A 12,524-nucleotide genomic window follows, 5' to 3' on the forward strand; every position below is an offset into this window, starting at 1 on the left:
AGGGAGTAACACCATGGGTCAACTGATTGCAGGCACCTGCTACGTCAAGGTCGACGGTGCACAACTGACCATCAACGGCGGCTGCGAAGCCCCGCTGATGGCCGTCAAACGCGAAACCGTCGTGCCGGGTTTCTACAAGGAAACCGACGTTGCGCCGTCGTTCAAGGTGACCGCGCTGCACACCGCCGACTTCCCGCTGAAGAAGCTGATCGAAGGCACCGACATCACCGTCACCTGCGAATTCAGCAACGGTAAAGTCTACGTGCTGGCCGGTGCCTATCTGGTCGAAGAGCCAGTCTCCAAGGGCGATGACGCCACCATCGAACTGAAATTCGAAGGCATCAAGGGGACCTGGCAATGAGCGGCGCCGTGAAGCTTCAAGTTGCGATCGAAGCTCACGGCGAGCCCCTGACCGAACTCGTCCTGCGCCGTCCGACGGTGCAGGAAGTGCGAGCGATCAAGGCGCTGCCGTACAAGATCGACAAGAGCGAAGAGGTCAGCCTCGACATGGACGTGGCGGCCAAATACATCGCGGTGTGCGCCGGCATACCGCCGTCGTCGGTCAACCAGCTGGATCTGGCTGACCTCAACGCGCTGAGCTGGGCCGTTGCGAGTTTTTTCATGAGTGCGGCGTCGGAGCCATCACCGACCTGATTTCGGTCGCCTATGACCTGGCCTGGTTCTGGAAGGTTGACCCCGAACAGATGATGGCCAGGCCACTGGATGTGCTTCGCGAATCGCTGGAGCACGCGCAACGGATCAATGCGATGCAGCAGGTGCAGTGATGGCAGAAGAAACCAAAGCTAAAGCGTCGGTGCTGCTAACCGGCATCGACGAACTGTCACCGAAACTCGGCGCCCTGCGAGTGAAGGTCGATGACTTCAAGAAAAACCTCGAACAGACCGGCCTCGGCAAACTCGACATCAGCGGTCTGTTCAAGGGCGGCAGCGTGATTACGCCGTTCGTGGACGGCATCAAATCGGCTGCGGCGTTTCAGGGCAAGCTTGCCGAGGTCAGCGAGGCGGCGAAAACCGTCGACCTGCCGGAAACACCGAAAGCCGCCGCGCAGAACATGAACGTGTTCAGTGCGTCCATGGAGAAAGTGTCCGCTGCGGTGGACGCCGCACTGATACCGGCAGTGGGCGCATTGGTGGTCGGGCTGGAACCGATGCTGACCCAGGTCGGCAGCCTGCTGGCCGACAACCCGAAACTGGTCGAAGGCCTGGCAGCGGGGGCGATTGCGTTTTCCGCGATGCAGACCGCCGTCACCGGTATGACCCAGGTGATGGACGTGATGAGCATGGTGCTCAAGACCAATCCGATCATGCTGATCGCCATGGGTATTGCCGTGGCGGCCGGTTTGATCGTGGCCAACTGGACACCCATTTCCGCGTTCTTCACCGGATTGTGGGAGGGCGTGAAAAACGCCGGAGCCAGTGCAATGGCGATGTTGCGCTCGGTGCTCGACTGGCGGCCGCTGGAGACACTGGCGGCGTTGTGGGAACCGGTCACCGGTTTCTTCTCGGGAGTCTGGGACAAGGTCAAGGCCGTGACCGCGCCGGTGATCGACTTCTTCAAGTCGGTTTTCTCGTGGTCGCCCGCAGGCCTGATCCTGGAAAACTGGGGGCCGTTGACCGGTCTGTTTTCGGCGATCTGGGAATTGCTCAAGGCCTTGAGTGTGCCGGTGATGGCGTTTCTCAGAAACCTGTTCGATTTCTCGCCGATGCAGATGATCAACAGTGCATGGGGCGGTGTTGTCAGGTTCTTCGAACCGATGTTCAGCGGCCTGCGAAAAGCCGCGCAACCGGCTAAAGATTTCCTGTTGTCGTTGTTCGACTTCTCGCCCATGCAGATGATCACCAGCGCCTGGGGCGGTGTCATTGCGTACTTCCAGCCGGTATGGACGACGCTGCAATCGGCCGTACAAATCACCCGGGATACGTTGCGGACACTGTTCGATTTTTTCCCGATGGAGATGATCACCAGCGCCTGGGGTGGTGTCGTCGGATTCTTCGAACCGATCTGGACGGCACTGCAAGCGTCAGTGCAACAGGTCAAAGGCTTTTTCACCGGTCTGTTCGAGTGGTCGCCGCTGGAGCAGATTGCACAGTACTGGCAGCCGATCGGTGAGGTTTTCTCGGCGCTGTGGGGGGTTGTACTCGCGCTGTCCGCGCCGGTCGTGGATTTTTTGCACGGCCTGTTCGAATGGAAACCTCTGGATCAGATCATCGAGAGCTGGGGACCGATCACCGAGTGGTTCGGCGAGCTGTGGCAAAAGCTGCAAACCGTCATCGCACCGATCAAGGAACTGTTCGACGGTGGCTTCGCCGGGCTGATCGCCAAGGTCACCGGCAAGGTCGAAACCCTGACCGAAGCGCAACGCCAGACCAATGCCGAAGGCAAGGGCGAACTGGCGCCGGCATTCTTCGGTGCCAGCCCGAAACCCGAGGGTGGCGGTGCGTTGCAGGGCGGCTCGTTGCCGCAATCCTCCAGCGCCCTGATCCAGCAAAGCGCCGCCAACAACCGCACGCAACTCGAGGGCGGCCTGACGGTGCGCTTCGAAAACGCGCCGGCGGGGCTGCGTACCGATCAACCGCAAACCAATCAACCGGGGCTGGCGCTCAGTTCGCGCATCGGCTATCGCTCGCTGTCCATGGGAGGTTCCAATGAACTGGCGTGACCGTTTGTTGCCGGCATCCTTTCGCGGTGTCGGCTTCTGGATCGACCAGGCGAAAACCCCGGTCGGCCGCAAGGGGCAGTTGCACGAATATCCGCAACGCGACCTGCCGTTTTTCGAGGACCTCGGTCAACAGGCCAAGACTCACGACCTGACGGCGTTCATCATCGGTGCCGATTGCCTGGAGCAGCGCGACAAACTGCTCCAGGCCCTGGAGCAGGGCAGCGGCGAACTGGTGCATCCGTGGCTGGGCCGCTTGCAGGTCAAGGTCGGCGAGTGCGACATGACCCACACCCGCCAGGACGGCGGGATGGTGACGTTCAGCCTGAAGTTCTACCCCGACCGACCGCTGCCGTTTCCGACGGCGACGGTCAGTACGCAAAAAGTCCTGCTGATCAAGGCCGACGGTTTGCTCGGTTCGGCGGTGGCGCGCTTCGAACAGGCGATGATCCTGATCAAGGCGGCGCGGATCGGCATCACCAATCTGCGCAACAGCCTCACCGGCGTTTATGACGTGATCAAGGAGCAACTCAAACCGCTGATCGCGCAATACAAGCAGATCACCGAATTGGTCAGGGCCGTGAAGGAACTGCCCAAGGAAGTAGCGGCGGAGTTCAAGGGCTTGCTCGGCGATATCAAGGAGCTCAAGGAATTCGCGAAGGAAGGCTACCGTGGCGTGATTGCCGACGTGTCCCAACAGATCGAAGCCATCCGCAAGGCCGACGCGCCGAAAATCACCACCGGCAAGGACACCAACGCCGCCGCGCAAGCGATGGCCAATCTGGTGCAGGACACCCTGATCGTCAAAGTGGCGCAATGGGTGGCCTCGATGCCGGTGGCGTCTACCCCGGTGAAACTGAATTCGACACCTTCGCTGGACCAGCAGTCGAAGCAGCCGGTCAGCCGTCAGGAAGTGCCGGTCACCGATGATCTGCAAACATTGCAAAAAGAGCTGATCGAAGCGCTGCAAAAGGCCCAGGACAAGGCCGATCCCGCGCACTATCAGGCCATCGCCGATGTGAAGGAAGCGCTGATCGCGCACCTCAAGGCTGTGGCGTCGTCCGGTGTGCGGCTGGTCAGCAAAACCTTCCAGGAAACCTTTCCGGCTGTGGTCGTGGCCTACAAGCAGTTTGGCGACGCCACCCGAGTGACCGAGGTCATTCAGCGCAATGGTCTATCTCATCCGAGCTTCTCACCCAACGAAGTCAAGGTTTCCAGGGAGTGAGTCATGAACGAGACTGACAACCGTGTGACGCTGACCGTCAACAGCATGGAATACGGTGGCTGGAAAAGCGTGGAAATCACCGCGGATCTGGAGCGCCAGTTCCGCACCTTCAAACTCGACATCACCTGGCAATGGCCTGGGCAGACCGTGGATCAGCGGATCAAGGCCGGTGACCCGTGCGAAGTGCGGATCGGCAAGGATCTGGTGCTCACCGGTTACGTGTTCAAGGCCCCGATCAGCTATGACGGGCGGCAAATCAGCCTGAGCATCGAGGGCAGTTCCAAAACCCAGGATCTGGTCGATTGTGCGGCGCGTAACATCCCCGGCCAATGGCAGGAACAGCCACTGTTGAACATCGTTCAGGCCCTGGCCGGGGAATACACGCAGTTTGTGGTCAACGAGATTCCCGAGACCGCACGCCTGAGCAAACACACGATCGTGCCGGGTGAAACGGTGTTTCAGTCGATCGACCGTCTGCTCTCGCTGTACCGGGTGTTTTCCACCGATGACGCCGAGGGCCGGCTGGTGCTGGCCAAACCGGGCAGCGGCGGTCGCGCCAGCGATGCGCTGGAGCTGGGCAAGAACATTCTCTCGGCCAATGCGCCGATGGATCACAGCCAGGTGTTCTCCGAGTATCGGGTGATCGGCCAGCAGAAGGGCAACGACAAGAAGAGCGGGGCGGCGGTCAGCGAGGTTGAATCCAGCGCGACTGACCTGAGCTTCAAGCGTCGGCGCACCACGATCATCAACGAAGGCTCGCAACTGACGTTCGAACTGGCCCAGCAACGGGCCCAGTGGGAAAGCGCCACGCGCATGGGCCGGGCGCTCACCACCACTTATCAGGTGCAAGGCTGGCGTCAGTCCAACGGCGACCTGTGGCGCCACAACACGCTGGTGAAGGTCAAGGATCCGGTGCTCGGTTTCGATGGCGACATGCTGATCTCCAAGGTGACGTACTCGCTGTCGGCGCAAGGCTCGGTCACCACCCTGCAAGTGGCACCGCCGCACACCTTCGACGCGAACCCGACTCCCCCGAAAAAAACCTGAGCCTGACGCCGAACCAGACTGGCATCACCTGACCCTGTGGGAGCGGGCTTGCCCGCGATAGCTGTGGTTACCGCAAACAATTCTTTGCCTGACACACCGCCATCGCGGGCAAGTCGACCCGTCGCACCGCCGCCCCCACAGGGTTTGTCTGTGGCTGGCCGACTTCTAGAGGAAAACCTATGAGCCTACTGACACGCCTGCTGGCGCGCGGCACTGTCGTGCTCGCCAATTCGGCATCCAAACTGCAATCGCTGCAAATGCGCCTCACTGCCGGTGAAGTGAACGACGACATGGAGCACTTCGAACCCTACGGCTTCACCAGCCACCCGCTGGCCGGTGCCGAAGGCGTCGTCACGTTCCTCGGCGGCGACCGTTCCCACGCCATCGCCCTGGTGGTCGCCGACCGTCGCTATCGCCTGCAATCGCTGGCGGCCGGTGAAGTGGCGATCTACACCGACGAAGGCGACAGGATCCACTTCAAGCGCGGGCGGATCATCGACATCGAAACCGCCACGCTCAACATCCGCGCCAGCACCGCCGTGAACTTCGAGACGCCGGTGATCAACCAGACCGGCAAGATCGTTTCCAAAGACGATCAAGTGGCCGGCGGCATCAGTCAAATCAGGCACGTACACGTTGGCGTGCAGGCGGGCAGCGGCCAGACCGGCGCGCCGGCGGGAGGTCAGTGATGCTTTTCAGTCAGAACCTCCACGCCGCGCTGACCCGAGCCGTACTGATCAGCCTGTTCACCTGGCGCCGCGCCGCCGACGACGATGCCCTCGACGATGAGGAGCGTTTCGGCTGGTGGGGCGACACCTTTCCCACCGTTGCCGACGATCGCATCGGCTCGCGGCTGTGGCTGCTGCGCCGGGTCAAGCTGACCCGGCAGACCCAGATGGATGCCGAGTTCTATGCCCGCGAAGCCTTGCAATGGCTGATCGACGACGGCCATTGCAGCGCCATCGACATCATCAGCGAACGCCTCGACGCCCAGCGCCTGAACCTGCGCACGGTCCTGACCCTGGCCGACGGCGAACGCCTGGACATCAATCCCGATAACAGTTGGCAGGTGATCTATGCCGTTTGAAACCCCTTCGCTGCCGGTGCTGATCAAGCGCACCCAAAGCGACCTGGCCGGCGATTCGCTGCGCCAGTCCGATGCGCAAGTCCTGGCCCGCACACTCGGCGGCGCCGCTTATGGTCTGTACGGCTACCTCGACTGGATTGCCGAGCAGATCCTGCCCGACACCGCCGATGAATCGACCCTGGAACGGATCGCCGCATTGCGCCTGAACCAGCCGCGCAAACCGGCGCAGGTCGCCACCGGCACGGTCAGCTTCAACGCCACGGCGGGCGCGGTGCTGGACGCCGATACATTGCTGCAATCGAGCGACGGTCGCACCTTCAAAGTCACTGCCGCGCGCACCACCGTCAATGGCGTCAACAGCACTTCCATCGCGGCGCTGGATGCCGGCAGCCTGGGCAATGCCGAGGCAGGGCTGGCGCTGACGCCGGTGCAGCCAGTCACCGGTGTGGTCAGTAACAGCTTTGTCGTACTGGCGCCGGGACTCAACGGCGGTGTGGCGCGGGAAAGTCTGGAGTCGCTGCGCTCGCGGGTGATCCGTTCCTATCGCGTCATCCCACACGGCGGTTCGGCCAGCGATTATGAAACCTGGGCGCTGGAAGTGCCGGGTGTGACCCGCGCGTGGTGCCGTGGTGGCTTCCTCGGACCGGGCACCGTCGGCGTGTACATCATGCGCGACGATGATCCGCAGCCAGTACCGAATGTCGATCAACTGGCCGAAGTGCAGGCCTACATCGAACCGCTGCGCCCGGTGACCGCCGAAGTCCACGTGCGTCCTCCGGTGCAGAAACCGGTGACCTATCAGTTGAAGCTGACCCCCGACACCACCGCCGTGCGCGCCGCTGTTGAAACCCAGTTGCGCGACCTGCACAACCGTGAAGCCGATCTGGGCGAAGATCTGTTGATCAGCCATATCCGCGAAGCGATCAGCAGCGCGGCGGGTGAGACCGATCACGTGCTGTCGGCCCCGGTGGCGAACGTGGCCGCAGCTGACAGTGAACTGCTCACCTTCGGGGGTTGCGTATGGCTGCCATAAGAACCGCCGCGCAATACCAGGCGCAACTGCGCGCTTTGCTGCCGAGCGGTCCGGCGTGGGATCCGGAGCGCGTGCCGGAACTTGAGGAAGTGCTGCAAGGCGTCGCCGTCGAGCTGGCGCGCCTCGACGCTCGCGCCGCCGATCTGCTCAACGAAATGGACCCGGCCGGCGTCAGCGAACTGGTGCCGGACTGGGAGCAGGTGATGAACCTGCCCGACCCGTGCCTTGGCGCCACACCGCTGTTCGACGACCGTCGCCTCGCCGTGCGCCGCCGCTTGCTGGCGGTCGGCAGCCAGGCCGTCGGTTACTACCTGGAAATCGCCAAAAGCCAGGGTTACCCCAACGCGACCATCACCGAACTCGAAGCGCCGCGCATGGGCCGTTCGCGTTTCGGCGCGGCGCACTGGGGCACCTGGGAAGCGCAGTTCATGTGGACGCTCAACACCGGCGGCCGGCTGCTGCTCGGCCGGCGTTTCGGCGCGAGCTACTGGGGCGAACGCTTCGGCGTGAATCCGGGCTCGGCGCTTGAGTGCCTGATTCATCGGGCGGCGCCGGCGCATACCAAGGTGCACATCAACTATGACTAGGGAGTAGCGCAATGGATTATCCGAAAAGTGTGCCCAGCGCCGGTCTGGTGAATGGGAAATTTATCGATGAAAACCCGTTGACCGGGACACCGGGGTCGCTGATCCCCGCTGACTGGGGCAACGGTGTTACGCAAGAAATCATCAATGTGATCAAGGCCGGGGATCTGACCCCGGACGAGAAGAAATACGATCAGTTGCTCCAGGCGATTCAGAGTGTTTCGGCCAAGGGCTGGAATCAGGATCTCGCGTTGCCATTGGCCGCGTTGCCGTTGCCGACCGTGGCCACGGCTGACGCCCGGATGCCGATCACGCCGGCCGCCGCATCGACCAGCGGCGGACGAGTGTCGGTGCCGGCGGGCATTTACGTCAGCATCGGTCAGGAAGTGGTGGCGGGGCAGTTGGGACGTTCGCGGACGTTCACCACTCAGGCCTGGAGCAGCGCTGATCTGCTGCCGAGTTCGGGTTACTTTCTGCGGGCGCAGGTGGTGAGTGGGGCGCTGACGTTTTACATGCAGCGCGGGACGATTTACGACGGCAGCCCAGATGGCCTGAAGGGGACGGTCAATGGGGCAGCGGGTGGTGGTTTCCAGTCGACACCGCTGGATATCTGTCTGGCGTGGGTGGTGACAGCAGCACCTGGATCGGTGCCGATTGTCAGGCCGATCTATAACCGCAATCAGTTGAGCTGGACGCAGGTCGTCAATGGCAATGGCGTTGTCTATCTACCGCTTGATCCTCACGCGCGGGCGGCGCGTCTGGTGGTTGGTAACCCCACTCCGCACCCGACAGGCATCACCAGCGTGTCGTTTGCACCGGGAGGCTGGTTGGGGGGCAACTACTGCTTCCTCAACCCGACTGTCGCAACCTCCAGCAACTGGGACGGTTGGTCTACGGCAGGTGCGGCTGCGCTGATCTTTTCCAGTAACGTGGTTAGCGACACAACTGTTTCGACATTGACCGCAAGTTTTGACCACGCCGAATTGCGTTCGCTGTGGCAGGTCTATCAGGCCGAACACACGCTGGGCGCGGGCACCGCGGCCAGTGACGAATTGCTGTTCAGCATGGGGCTCAAGAGTTTCGGTCAGACCGACTACTCCAACGGTATTGCGATCAATTTTACCGCTGCTGTTAATGTCAATTTCGCTTGGGAGCTGATCCGATGATCATCATTCAAGAACTGCATCAGTTCGAGGACGGTTTGCGTGTTGCACAGCCTTCCGCGGCTCATGATTGGGACGGTGAGCAGTGGGTCGTCAATACCGAAAAAGTCGCTCTGCTGGAACTGCAGGAAACCGAACGTCTTTGCGCCAATGTCGATGCCGCCGCCGACAGCTCTCGCGCTGCACTGGCCGGCGATCCGCTCAAAGCCCTGGAGTACGCCCAGGCTGCCATCGACGCTCAGGCCTTTCAGGACGCCGGTTACCCGAAAAAGGAAGTGCCGCTGTCCGTCGCCGCGTGGGTTGCCAAGGGCCGTTCGGCGAAACAGTCCGCCGAGCAGATTCTCGACAAGGCCGCCCAGCTCAGCGACAGCCTGCTGACTCTGCGCACCTTGCGCCTGAAAGCCAAGACCCAGATTCGCGCTTATGCAAGCAAAGGTCATATGGATCAAGCCCGGACTGCTGCCGATGAGGCGTTGCTGGCCATTCGTGAACTGACGGCCAACTCGACCTCCTAATCGCACTCGCGTCACCCAAGCCCACTTCACGGTGGGCTTTTTATTTCAGAAACAGAAGCGTTTTGAGCCTTTGCGAGTACCCGCGCGCGGCCACGTTTCATTTGTCATTTCAGAGGAATGAACATCCGATGGATTACCCAAAAAGCGTCCCTAGCGTCGGCCTGGTCAATGGCCGGTTCGTCGATGAAAACCCGGTAGCGGGAACGCCGGGATCTTTGATTCCGGCGGTGTGGGGTAACAGCGTGACGCAGGAAATTCTCAACGTGATTACCGGCGCGGGGCTGACAGCCGCCGAGGCCGATACCGGTCAGTTGCTCAAAGCCATTCAATTGATCATCGGTGCTACCAGCCCAATGCGCTCGGTGGTGACGCGGCTTGCCGCTTCGAAGGCACTGAGCGATCAGGAACTTGGTCTGGTATTGATCGATGGCAGCCCCGGTGCCACGACGATCACCTTGCCCGACGCCAATGTCGGACTGGGTGTGCGCGACGTGATTGTTCGTCGTGTCGACAACAGCGGCAATCGAATGGTGGTGCAGGCTTCCGGGCCCGACCGGATCCGATTTCACACGCACCTTTCCGCCAGTGGATATTCCTTCCTGGTGCTGATGGGCGGTGGTGACTGGTGGCATCTGCGCAGTGATGGAGCAGGTAACTGGTGGCCAGTCGGTCGCTGTGACAACAGCGCTTTGGGCCGTCCGTTTTTTGAGACCTCCACGACCCTCAATCCGGGAGGCTACGGCGTTCCGAACGGTGATCTTTTAAAGCGCTCCGAATGGCCATGGCTATGGGATTTCGCCCGCACATCCGGGGCGTTGACGACCGAAGCGGCCCGAGCGGGTATGGAGGGTGGCTGGACCAGTGGTGATGGCGCCACGAACTTCCGGATTCCCGAGATTCGCGGCGAGTTTCTGCGGGTGCTAAGTGAAGGCAGAAACATCGATCCCGGGCGCGCAGCCGGCAGCCTGCAAGGACACTCCTTGCAGAGCCATAACCACTATCTGCCGACCGGCACGGGAGCCAACTACAAACCGGCCCCGGGGATTCCGGATGGCGTCTGGGACGTAGGCACCAACGTCAACTTTTCACCGACCACTACAACCGTGGCGACAACCTATCCCAACCCCGCATTCGACTCCGATACGTACATCGGCAACATCGGCAATTTTTCGGGCGAAACCCGACCGCGAAACATCGCCTTTCCTGCGCGTATCAAACTGATCTGAGGTGCACATGTTCAATTACCTGATAGACGACAGCGGTGCGCTGATCGGGCCTGTGGAGTTTCCGCTCGTGCCGGGGATCGGCCTGCAACTGCCGAGCAATGCCGTCACGCTGAACCTCGAACTGTCCCCGGCCCCCGAGGGCTTCGCCTGGGCTTATGACAACGGATCCCTGCAACAGCGGGTCGATTGTCGTGGCGATGTGTTTCGCACGGATACAGGACAGCGGGAAACCTGGACTGCGCTAGGCGAGTTGCCGCAAGGGTTCACCCGCCTGCCTTGGCCGGGAGGCTTTCACACGTGGAACGATAACGCTTGGCAGCTCGATGAGGCCGCACAACTGGCAGATATCAAACGCCTCGTACTTGTTCGGCGTGATGCCTTGCTACGCGATGCAGTCCTGCGCATCGCCCCCCTGCAATACGCCGAAGACATTGGCGATGCGACTCATGAAGAACAGATGCAATTGCTCGAATGGAAGCTCTACAGCGTGGAGCTCAATCGCATCGACAAGCAGACAGGCTTCCCCCAGGAAATTACCTGGCCTTCGCTGCCCGCACCTCGTACCGCCGATTGATAAGGAGATGAATCTTGGACTATCCCAAAAGTGTACCCAGCGTCGGGCTGGTGAATGGGCAATTTGTCGATGAGGATCCCGTCGCCGGAAAACCCGGCTCGCTGATTCCCGCCACATGGGGCAATGGCGTCACGCAGGAAATTCTCAGCGTCGTACAGGCCGCCGGCATGACGCCGAACGAGGCGAACACACATCAACTGCTCGACGCACTGCGCAGCCCGGCGTTGTTCACGACGGCTGCACAATTTGATGTCAGCCGTTCTGCAGCAACCGCCGAATTTGTCCAGCGGGCACTGGGCAGCTACGCCAGCGCTCGTGGCATCTCCGGCTCGACCCAACTGACCCTGGCCGATATCGGCTGTTCGATCGGGATGGGCGGAAACGCCGCGTACACCGTGACCTTGCCGGACGCCACTACGGTGCCCAGCGGCGCGACGATCAGCCTGCATTGCCGGAACAGCGCAGCGGTCACGGTTGCCAGTAAAACCGGTACGCAGATCAGCCCCCAGGGGGCCTATCTGGGTTCGATCACGATGAGTGCCGGCGAGAGTGCGACCTTTGTCCGGGAGTCAGGTGTCTGGGTTGTTTATGGCACTGCTGCGTTGAAGTATTCGGCGCTTTATGCGTCGCAGTTTGCCACGACCGGGTATCAGAAATTTCCCAGCGGTTTGATTGTGCAGTGGGTAACGGGGGGCTCGGATGCGAATGGCATCATGACCGTGTCGTTGCCGATGATGTTTCCCAATGCTGTCCTCGGCGGGATCGCCAATGAAGGCTATCCGGCAGGCTGGGGCAGCTCCAACGTCACCGTCTGGGCGTTCGATGCGGCCAACTCCACGACATCGACGGCTGTTGCCAGAGTCCGCAATGTCCTGGCGTCAAGTGTGAAGGCCGAGCCGGGAATCTCGGGACGCCTATTGGTTTGGGGGCGATAACCATGGCTATTTATTTTTATGCACAGACACGCGGCTTCGAACTGGTCGACAGTCCCTATCCGGAGCCACCGGAAGGCGCCGTGGAAATCACCCGCGCCCAATACGCCGAACTGTTTGCCGGGCAGGCAAGCGGCAAGGTCATCAGCGCCAGTGCCAGTGGGCAACCCGTACTGACCGATCCGGTCATCTCCCCGCAGGTTCTGGCTTCCCGGGAGCGCGCGTGGCGCGACAACGTCCTGCAAGACACTCAATGGCTGGTATGGCGTGACGCTGAAGAGCTGGAAGTCGGCGAGGGCACGACACTGCGTACCGAAGAATTCAAACAGCTTCTTGCCTATCGGCAGGCACTGCGCGACTGGCCCAATGATCCAGAGTTTCCGGATGCTCAGGCTCGTCCGGTAGAGCCCGACTGGCTTGAAGGCTTGCTGCGGTCGAACGGCTGAGCCGTTGACTCATTC

At 61.4% G+C, this 12,524-nt stretch carries 15 protein-coding genes; all 15 read left to right on the forward strand.

The genetic code is table 11. The annotated features are described in order from the left end of the window. Positions 1–13: 13 nt before the first annotated feature. The 15 genes from I5961_RS05860 to I5961_RS05930 all read left to right on the forward strand — a co-directional run bounded on the left by I5961_RS05860 (position 14) and on the right by I5961_RS05930 (position 12,509). On the forward strand, positions 14–361 hold the full coding sequence (locus tag I5961_RS05860; protein ID WP_085697365.1) for a phage tail tube protein: 348 nt from the start codon (positions 14–16) through the stop codon (positions 359–361). Continuing rightward, entirely contained in the window at positions 358–654 is a 297-nt protein-coding gene (locus I5961_RS05865; RefSeq protein WP_003222226.1) for a phage tail assembly protein, read from the forward strand. The genes I5961_RS05860 and I5961_RS05865 overlap by 4 nt, the downstream gene beginning before the upstream one ends. A 130-nt stretch (positions 655–784) precedes the next feature. Then, the gene (locus I5961_RS05870) at positions 785–2,680 is read left to right on the forward strand and encodes a phage tail protein (RefSeq protein WP_139834827.1); all 1,896 of its coding nucleotides are present in this window, start codon (positions 785–787) and stop codon (positions 2,678–2,680) included. Then, positions 2,667–3,902 (forward strand): DNA circularization protein, encoded by a 1,236-nt coding sequence (locus I5961_RS05875; protein WP_085697366.1) that lies wholly within the window; start codon positions 2,667–2,669, stop codon positions 3,900–3,902. The genes I5961_RS05870 and I5961_RS05875 overlap by 14 nt, the downstream gene beginning before the upstream one ends. 3 nt (positions 3,903–3,905) lie before the next feature. Next, positions 3,906–4,949, forward strand: a complete 1,044-nt coding sequence (locus I5961_RS05880; protein WP_227234605.1) for a phage baseplate assembly protein — start codon at positions 3,906–3,908, stop codon at positions 4,947–4,949. Positions 4,950–5,128: 179 nt separating this feature from the next. Further along, positions 5,129–5,638 (forward strand): phage baseplate assembly protein V, encoded by a 510-nt coding sequence (locus I5961_RS05885; RefSeq protein WP_085697368.1) that lies wholly within the window; start codon positions 5,129–5,131, stop codon positions 5,636–5,638. After that, positions 5,638–6,036 carry a phage GP46 family protein gene (locus I5961_RS05890; protein WP_007954906.1) on the forward strand — a complete coding sequence of 133 codons (399 nt, stop codon included), beginning with the start codon at positions 5,638–5,640 and terminating at the stop codon, positions 6,034–6,036. Before I5961_RS05885 ends, I5961_RS05890 begins: the two co-directional genes overlap by 1 nt. Then, positions 6,026–7,069: a baseplate J/gp47 family protein gene (locus tag I5961_RS05895; protein WP_227234606.1), complete on the forward strand. Its 1,044-nt coding sequence runs from the start codon at positions 6,026–6,028 to the stop codon at positions 7,067–7,069. Before I5961_RS05890 ends, I5961_RS05895 begins: the two co-directional genes overlap by 11 nt. Continuing rightward, entirely contained in the window at positions 7,057–7,656 is a 600-nt protein-coding gene (locus I5961_RS05900; RefSeq protein WP_085697370.1) for a YmfQ family protein, read from the forward strand. Before I5961_RS05895 ends, I5961_RS05900 begins: the two co-directional genes overlap by 13 nt. 11 nt (positions 7,657–7,667) lie before the next feature. Beyond that, the gene (locus I5961_RS05905; protein ID WP_227234608.1) at positions 7,668–8,819 is read left to right on the forward strand and encodes a phage tail protein; all 1,152 of its coding nucleotides are present in this window, start codon (positions 7,668–7,670) and stop codon (positions 8,817–8,819) included. Beyond that, positions 8,816–9,331, forward strand: coding sequence for a phage tail protein (locus tag I5961_RS05910; RefSeq protein ID WP_085702613.1), 516 nt, complete (start codon positions 8,816–8,818; stop codon positions 9,329–9,331). The genes I5961_RS05905 and I5961_RS05910 overlap by 4 nt, the downstream gene beginning before the upstream one ends. Before the next feature lie 128 nt (positions 9,332–9,459). Then, the gene (locus I5961_RS05915; protein WP_227234610.1) at positions 9,460–10,557 is read left to right on the forward strand and encodes a phage tail protein; all 1,098 of its coding nucleotides are present in this window, start codon (positions 9,460–9,462) and stop codon (positions 10,555–10,557) included. Between the two features lie 7 nt (positions 10,558–10,564). Then, positions 10,565–11,131 carry a tail fiber assembly protein gene (locus tag I5961_RS05920; protein ID WP_227234612.1) on the forward strand — a complete coding sequence of 189 codons (567 nt, stop codon included), beginning with the start codon at positions 10,565–10,567 and terminating at the stop codon, positions 11,129–11,131. Between the two features lie 14 nt (positions 11,132–11,145). Continuing rightward, positions 11,146–12,066 (forward strand): phage tail protein, encoded by a 921-nt coding sequence (locus tag I5961_RS05925; protein WP_227234613.1) that lies wholly within the window; start codon positions 11,146–11,148, stop codon positions 12,064–12,066. Positions 12,067–12,068: 2 nt separating this feature from the next. Then, entirely contained in the window at positions 12,069–12,509 is a 441-nt protein-coding gene (locus I5961_RS05930) for a phage tail assembly chaperone (protein WP_227234614.1), read from the forward strand. Positions 12,510–12,524 lie beyond the last annotated feature (15 nt).

The sequence above is a fragment of the Pseudomonas sp. IAC-BECa141 genome (assembly GCF_020544405.1).
Classification (GTDB): domain Bacteria; phylum Pseudomonadota; class Gammaproteobacteria; order Pseudomonadales; family Pseudomonadaceae; genus Aquipseudomonas.

What these genes read in the sequence shown, in the direction of transcription:
- I5961_RS05900 (WP_085697370.1), top strand. Translation starts at nt 7,057, where the DNA reads ATGGCTGCCATAAGAACCGCCGCGCAATACCAGGCGCAACTGCGCGCT.
- I5961_RS05875 (WP_085697366.1), top strand. Translation starts at nt 2,667, where the DNA reads ATGAACTGGCGTGACCGTTTGTTGCCGGCATCCTTTCGCGGTGTCGGC.
- I5961_RS05885 (WP_085697368.1), top strand. Translation starts at nt 5,129, where the DNA reads ATGAGCCTACTGACACGCCTGCTGGCGCGCGGCACTGTCGTGCTCGCC.
- I5961_RS05895 (WP_227234606.1), top strand. Translation starts at nt 6,026, where the DNA reads ATGCCGTTTGAAACCCCTTCGCTGCCGGTGCTGATCAAGCGCACCCAA.
- I5961_RS05915 (WP_227234610.1), top strand. Translation starts at nt 9,460, where the DNA reads ATGGATTACCCAAAAAGCGTCCCTAGCGTCGGCCTGGTCAATGGCCGG.
- I5961_RS05865 (WP_003222226.1), top strand. Translation starts at nt 358, where the DNA reads ATGAGCGGCGCCGTGAAGCTTCAAGTTGCGATCGAAGCTCACGGCGAG.
- I5961_RS05910 (WP_085702613.1), top strand. Translation starts at nt 8,816, where the DNA reads ATGATCATCATTCAAGAACTGCATCAGTTCGAGGACGGTTTGCGTGTT.
- I5961_RS05920 (WP_227234612.1), top strand. Translation starts at nt 10,565, where the DNA reads ATGTTCAATTACCTGATAGACGACAGCGGTGCGCTGATCGGGCCTGTG.
- I5961_RS05930 (WP_227234614.1), top strand. Translation starts at nt 12,069, where the DNA reads ATGGCTATTTATTTTTATGCACAGACACGCGGCTTCGAACTGGTCGAC.
- I5961_RS05880 (WP_227234605.1), top strand. Translation starts at nt 3,906, where the DNA reads ATGAACGAGACTGACAACCGTGTGACGCTGACCGTCAACAGCATGGAA.
- I5961_RS05890 (WP_007954906.1), top strand. Translation starts at nt 5,638, where the DNA reads ATGCTTTTCAGTCAGAACCTCCACGCCGCGCTGACCCGAGCCGTACTG.
- I5961_RS05905 (WP_227234608.1), top strand. Translation starts at nt 7,668, where the DNA reads ATGGATTATCCGAAAAGTGTGCCCAGCGCCGGTCTGGTGAATGGGAAA.
- I5961_RS05870 (WP_139834827.1), top strand. Translation starts at nt 785, where the DNA reads ATGGCAGAAGAAACCAAAGCTAAAGCGTCGGTGCTGCTAACCGGCATC.
- I5961_RS05860 (WP_085697365.1), top strand. Translation starts at nt 14, where the DNA reads ATGGGTCAACTGATTGCAGGCACCTGCTACGTCAAGGTCGACGGTGCA.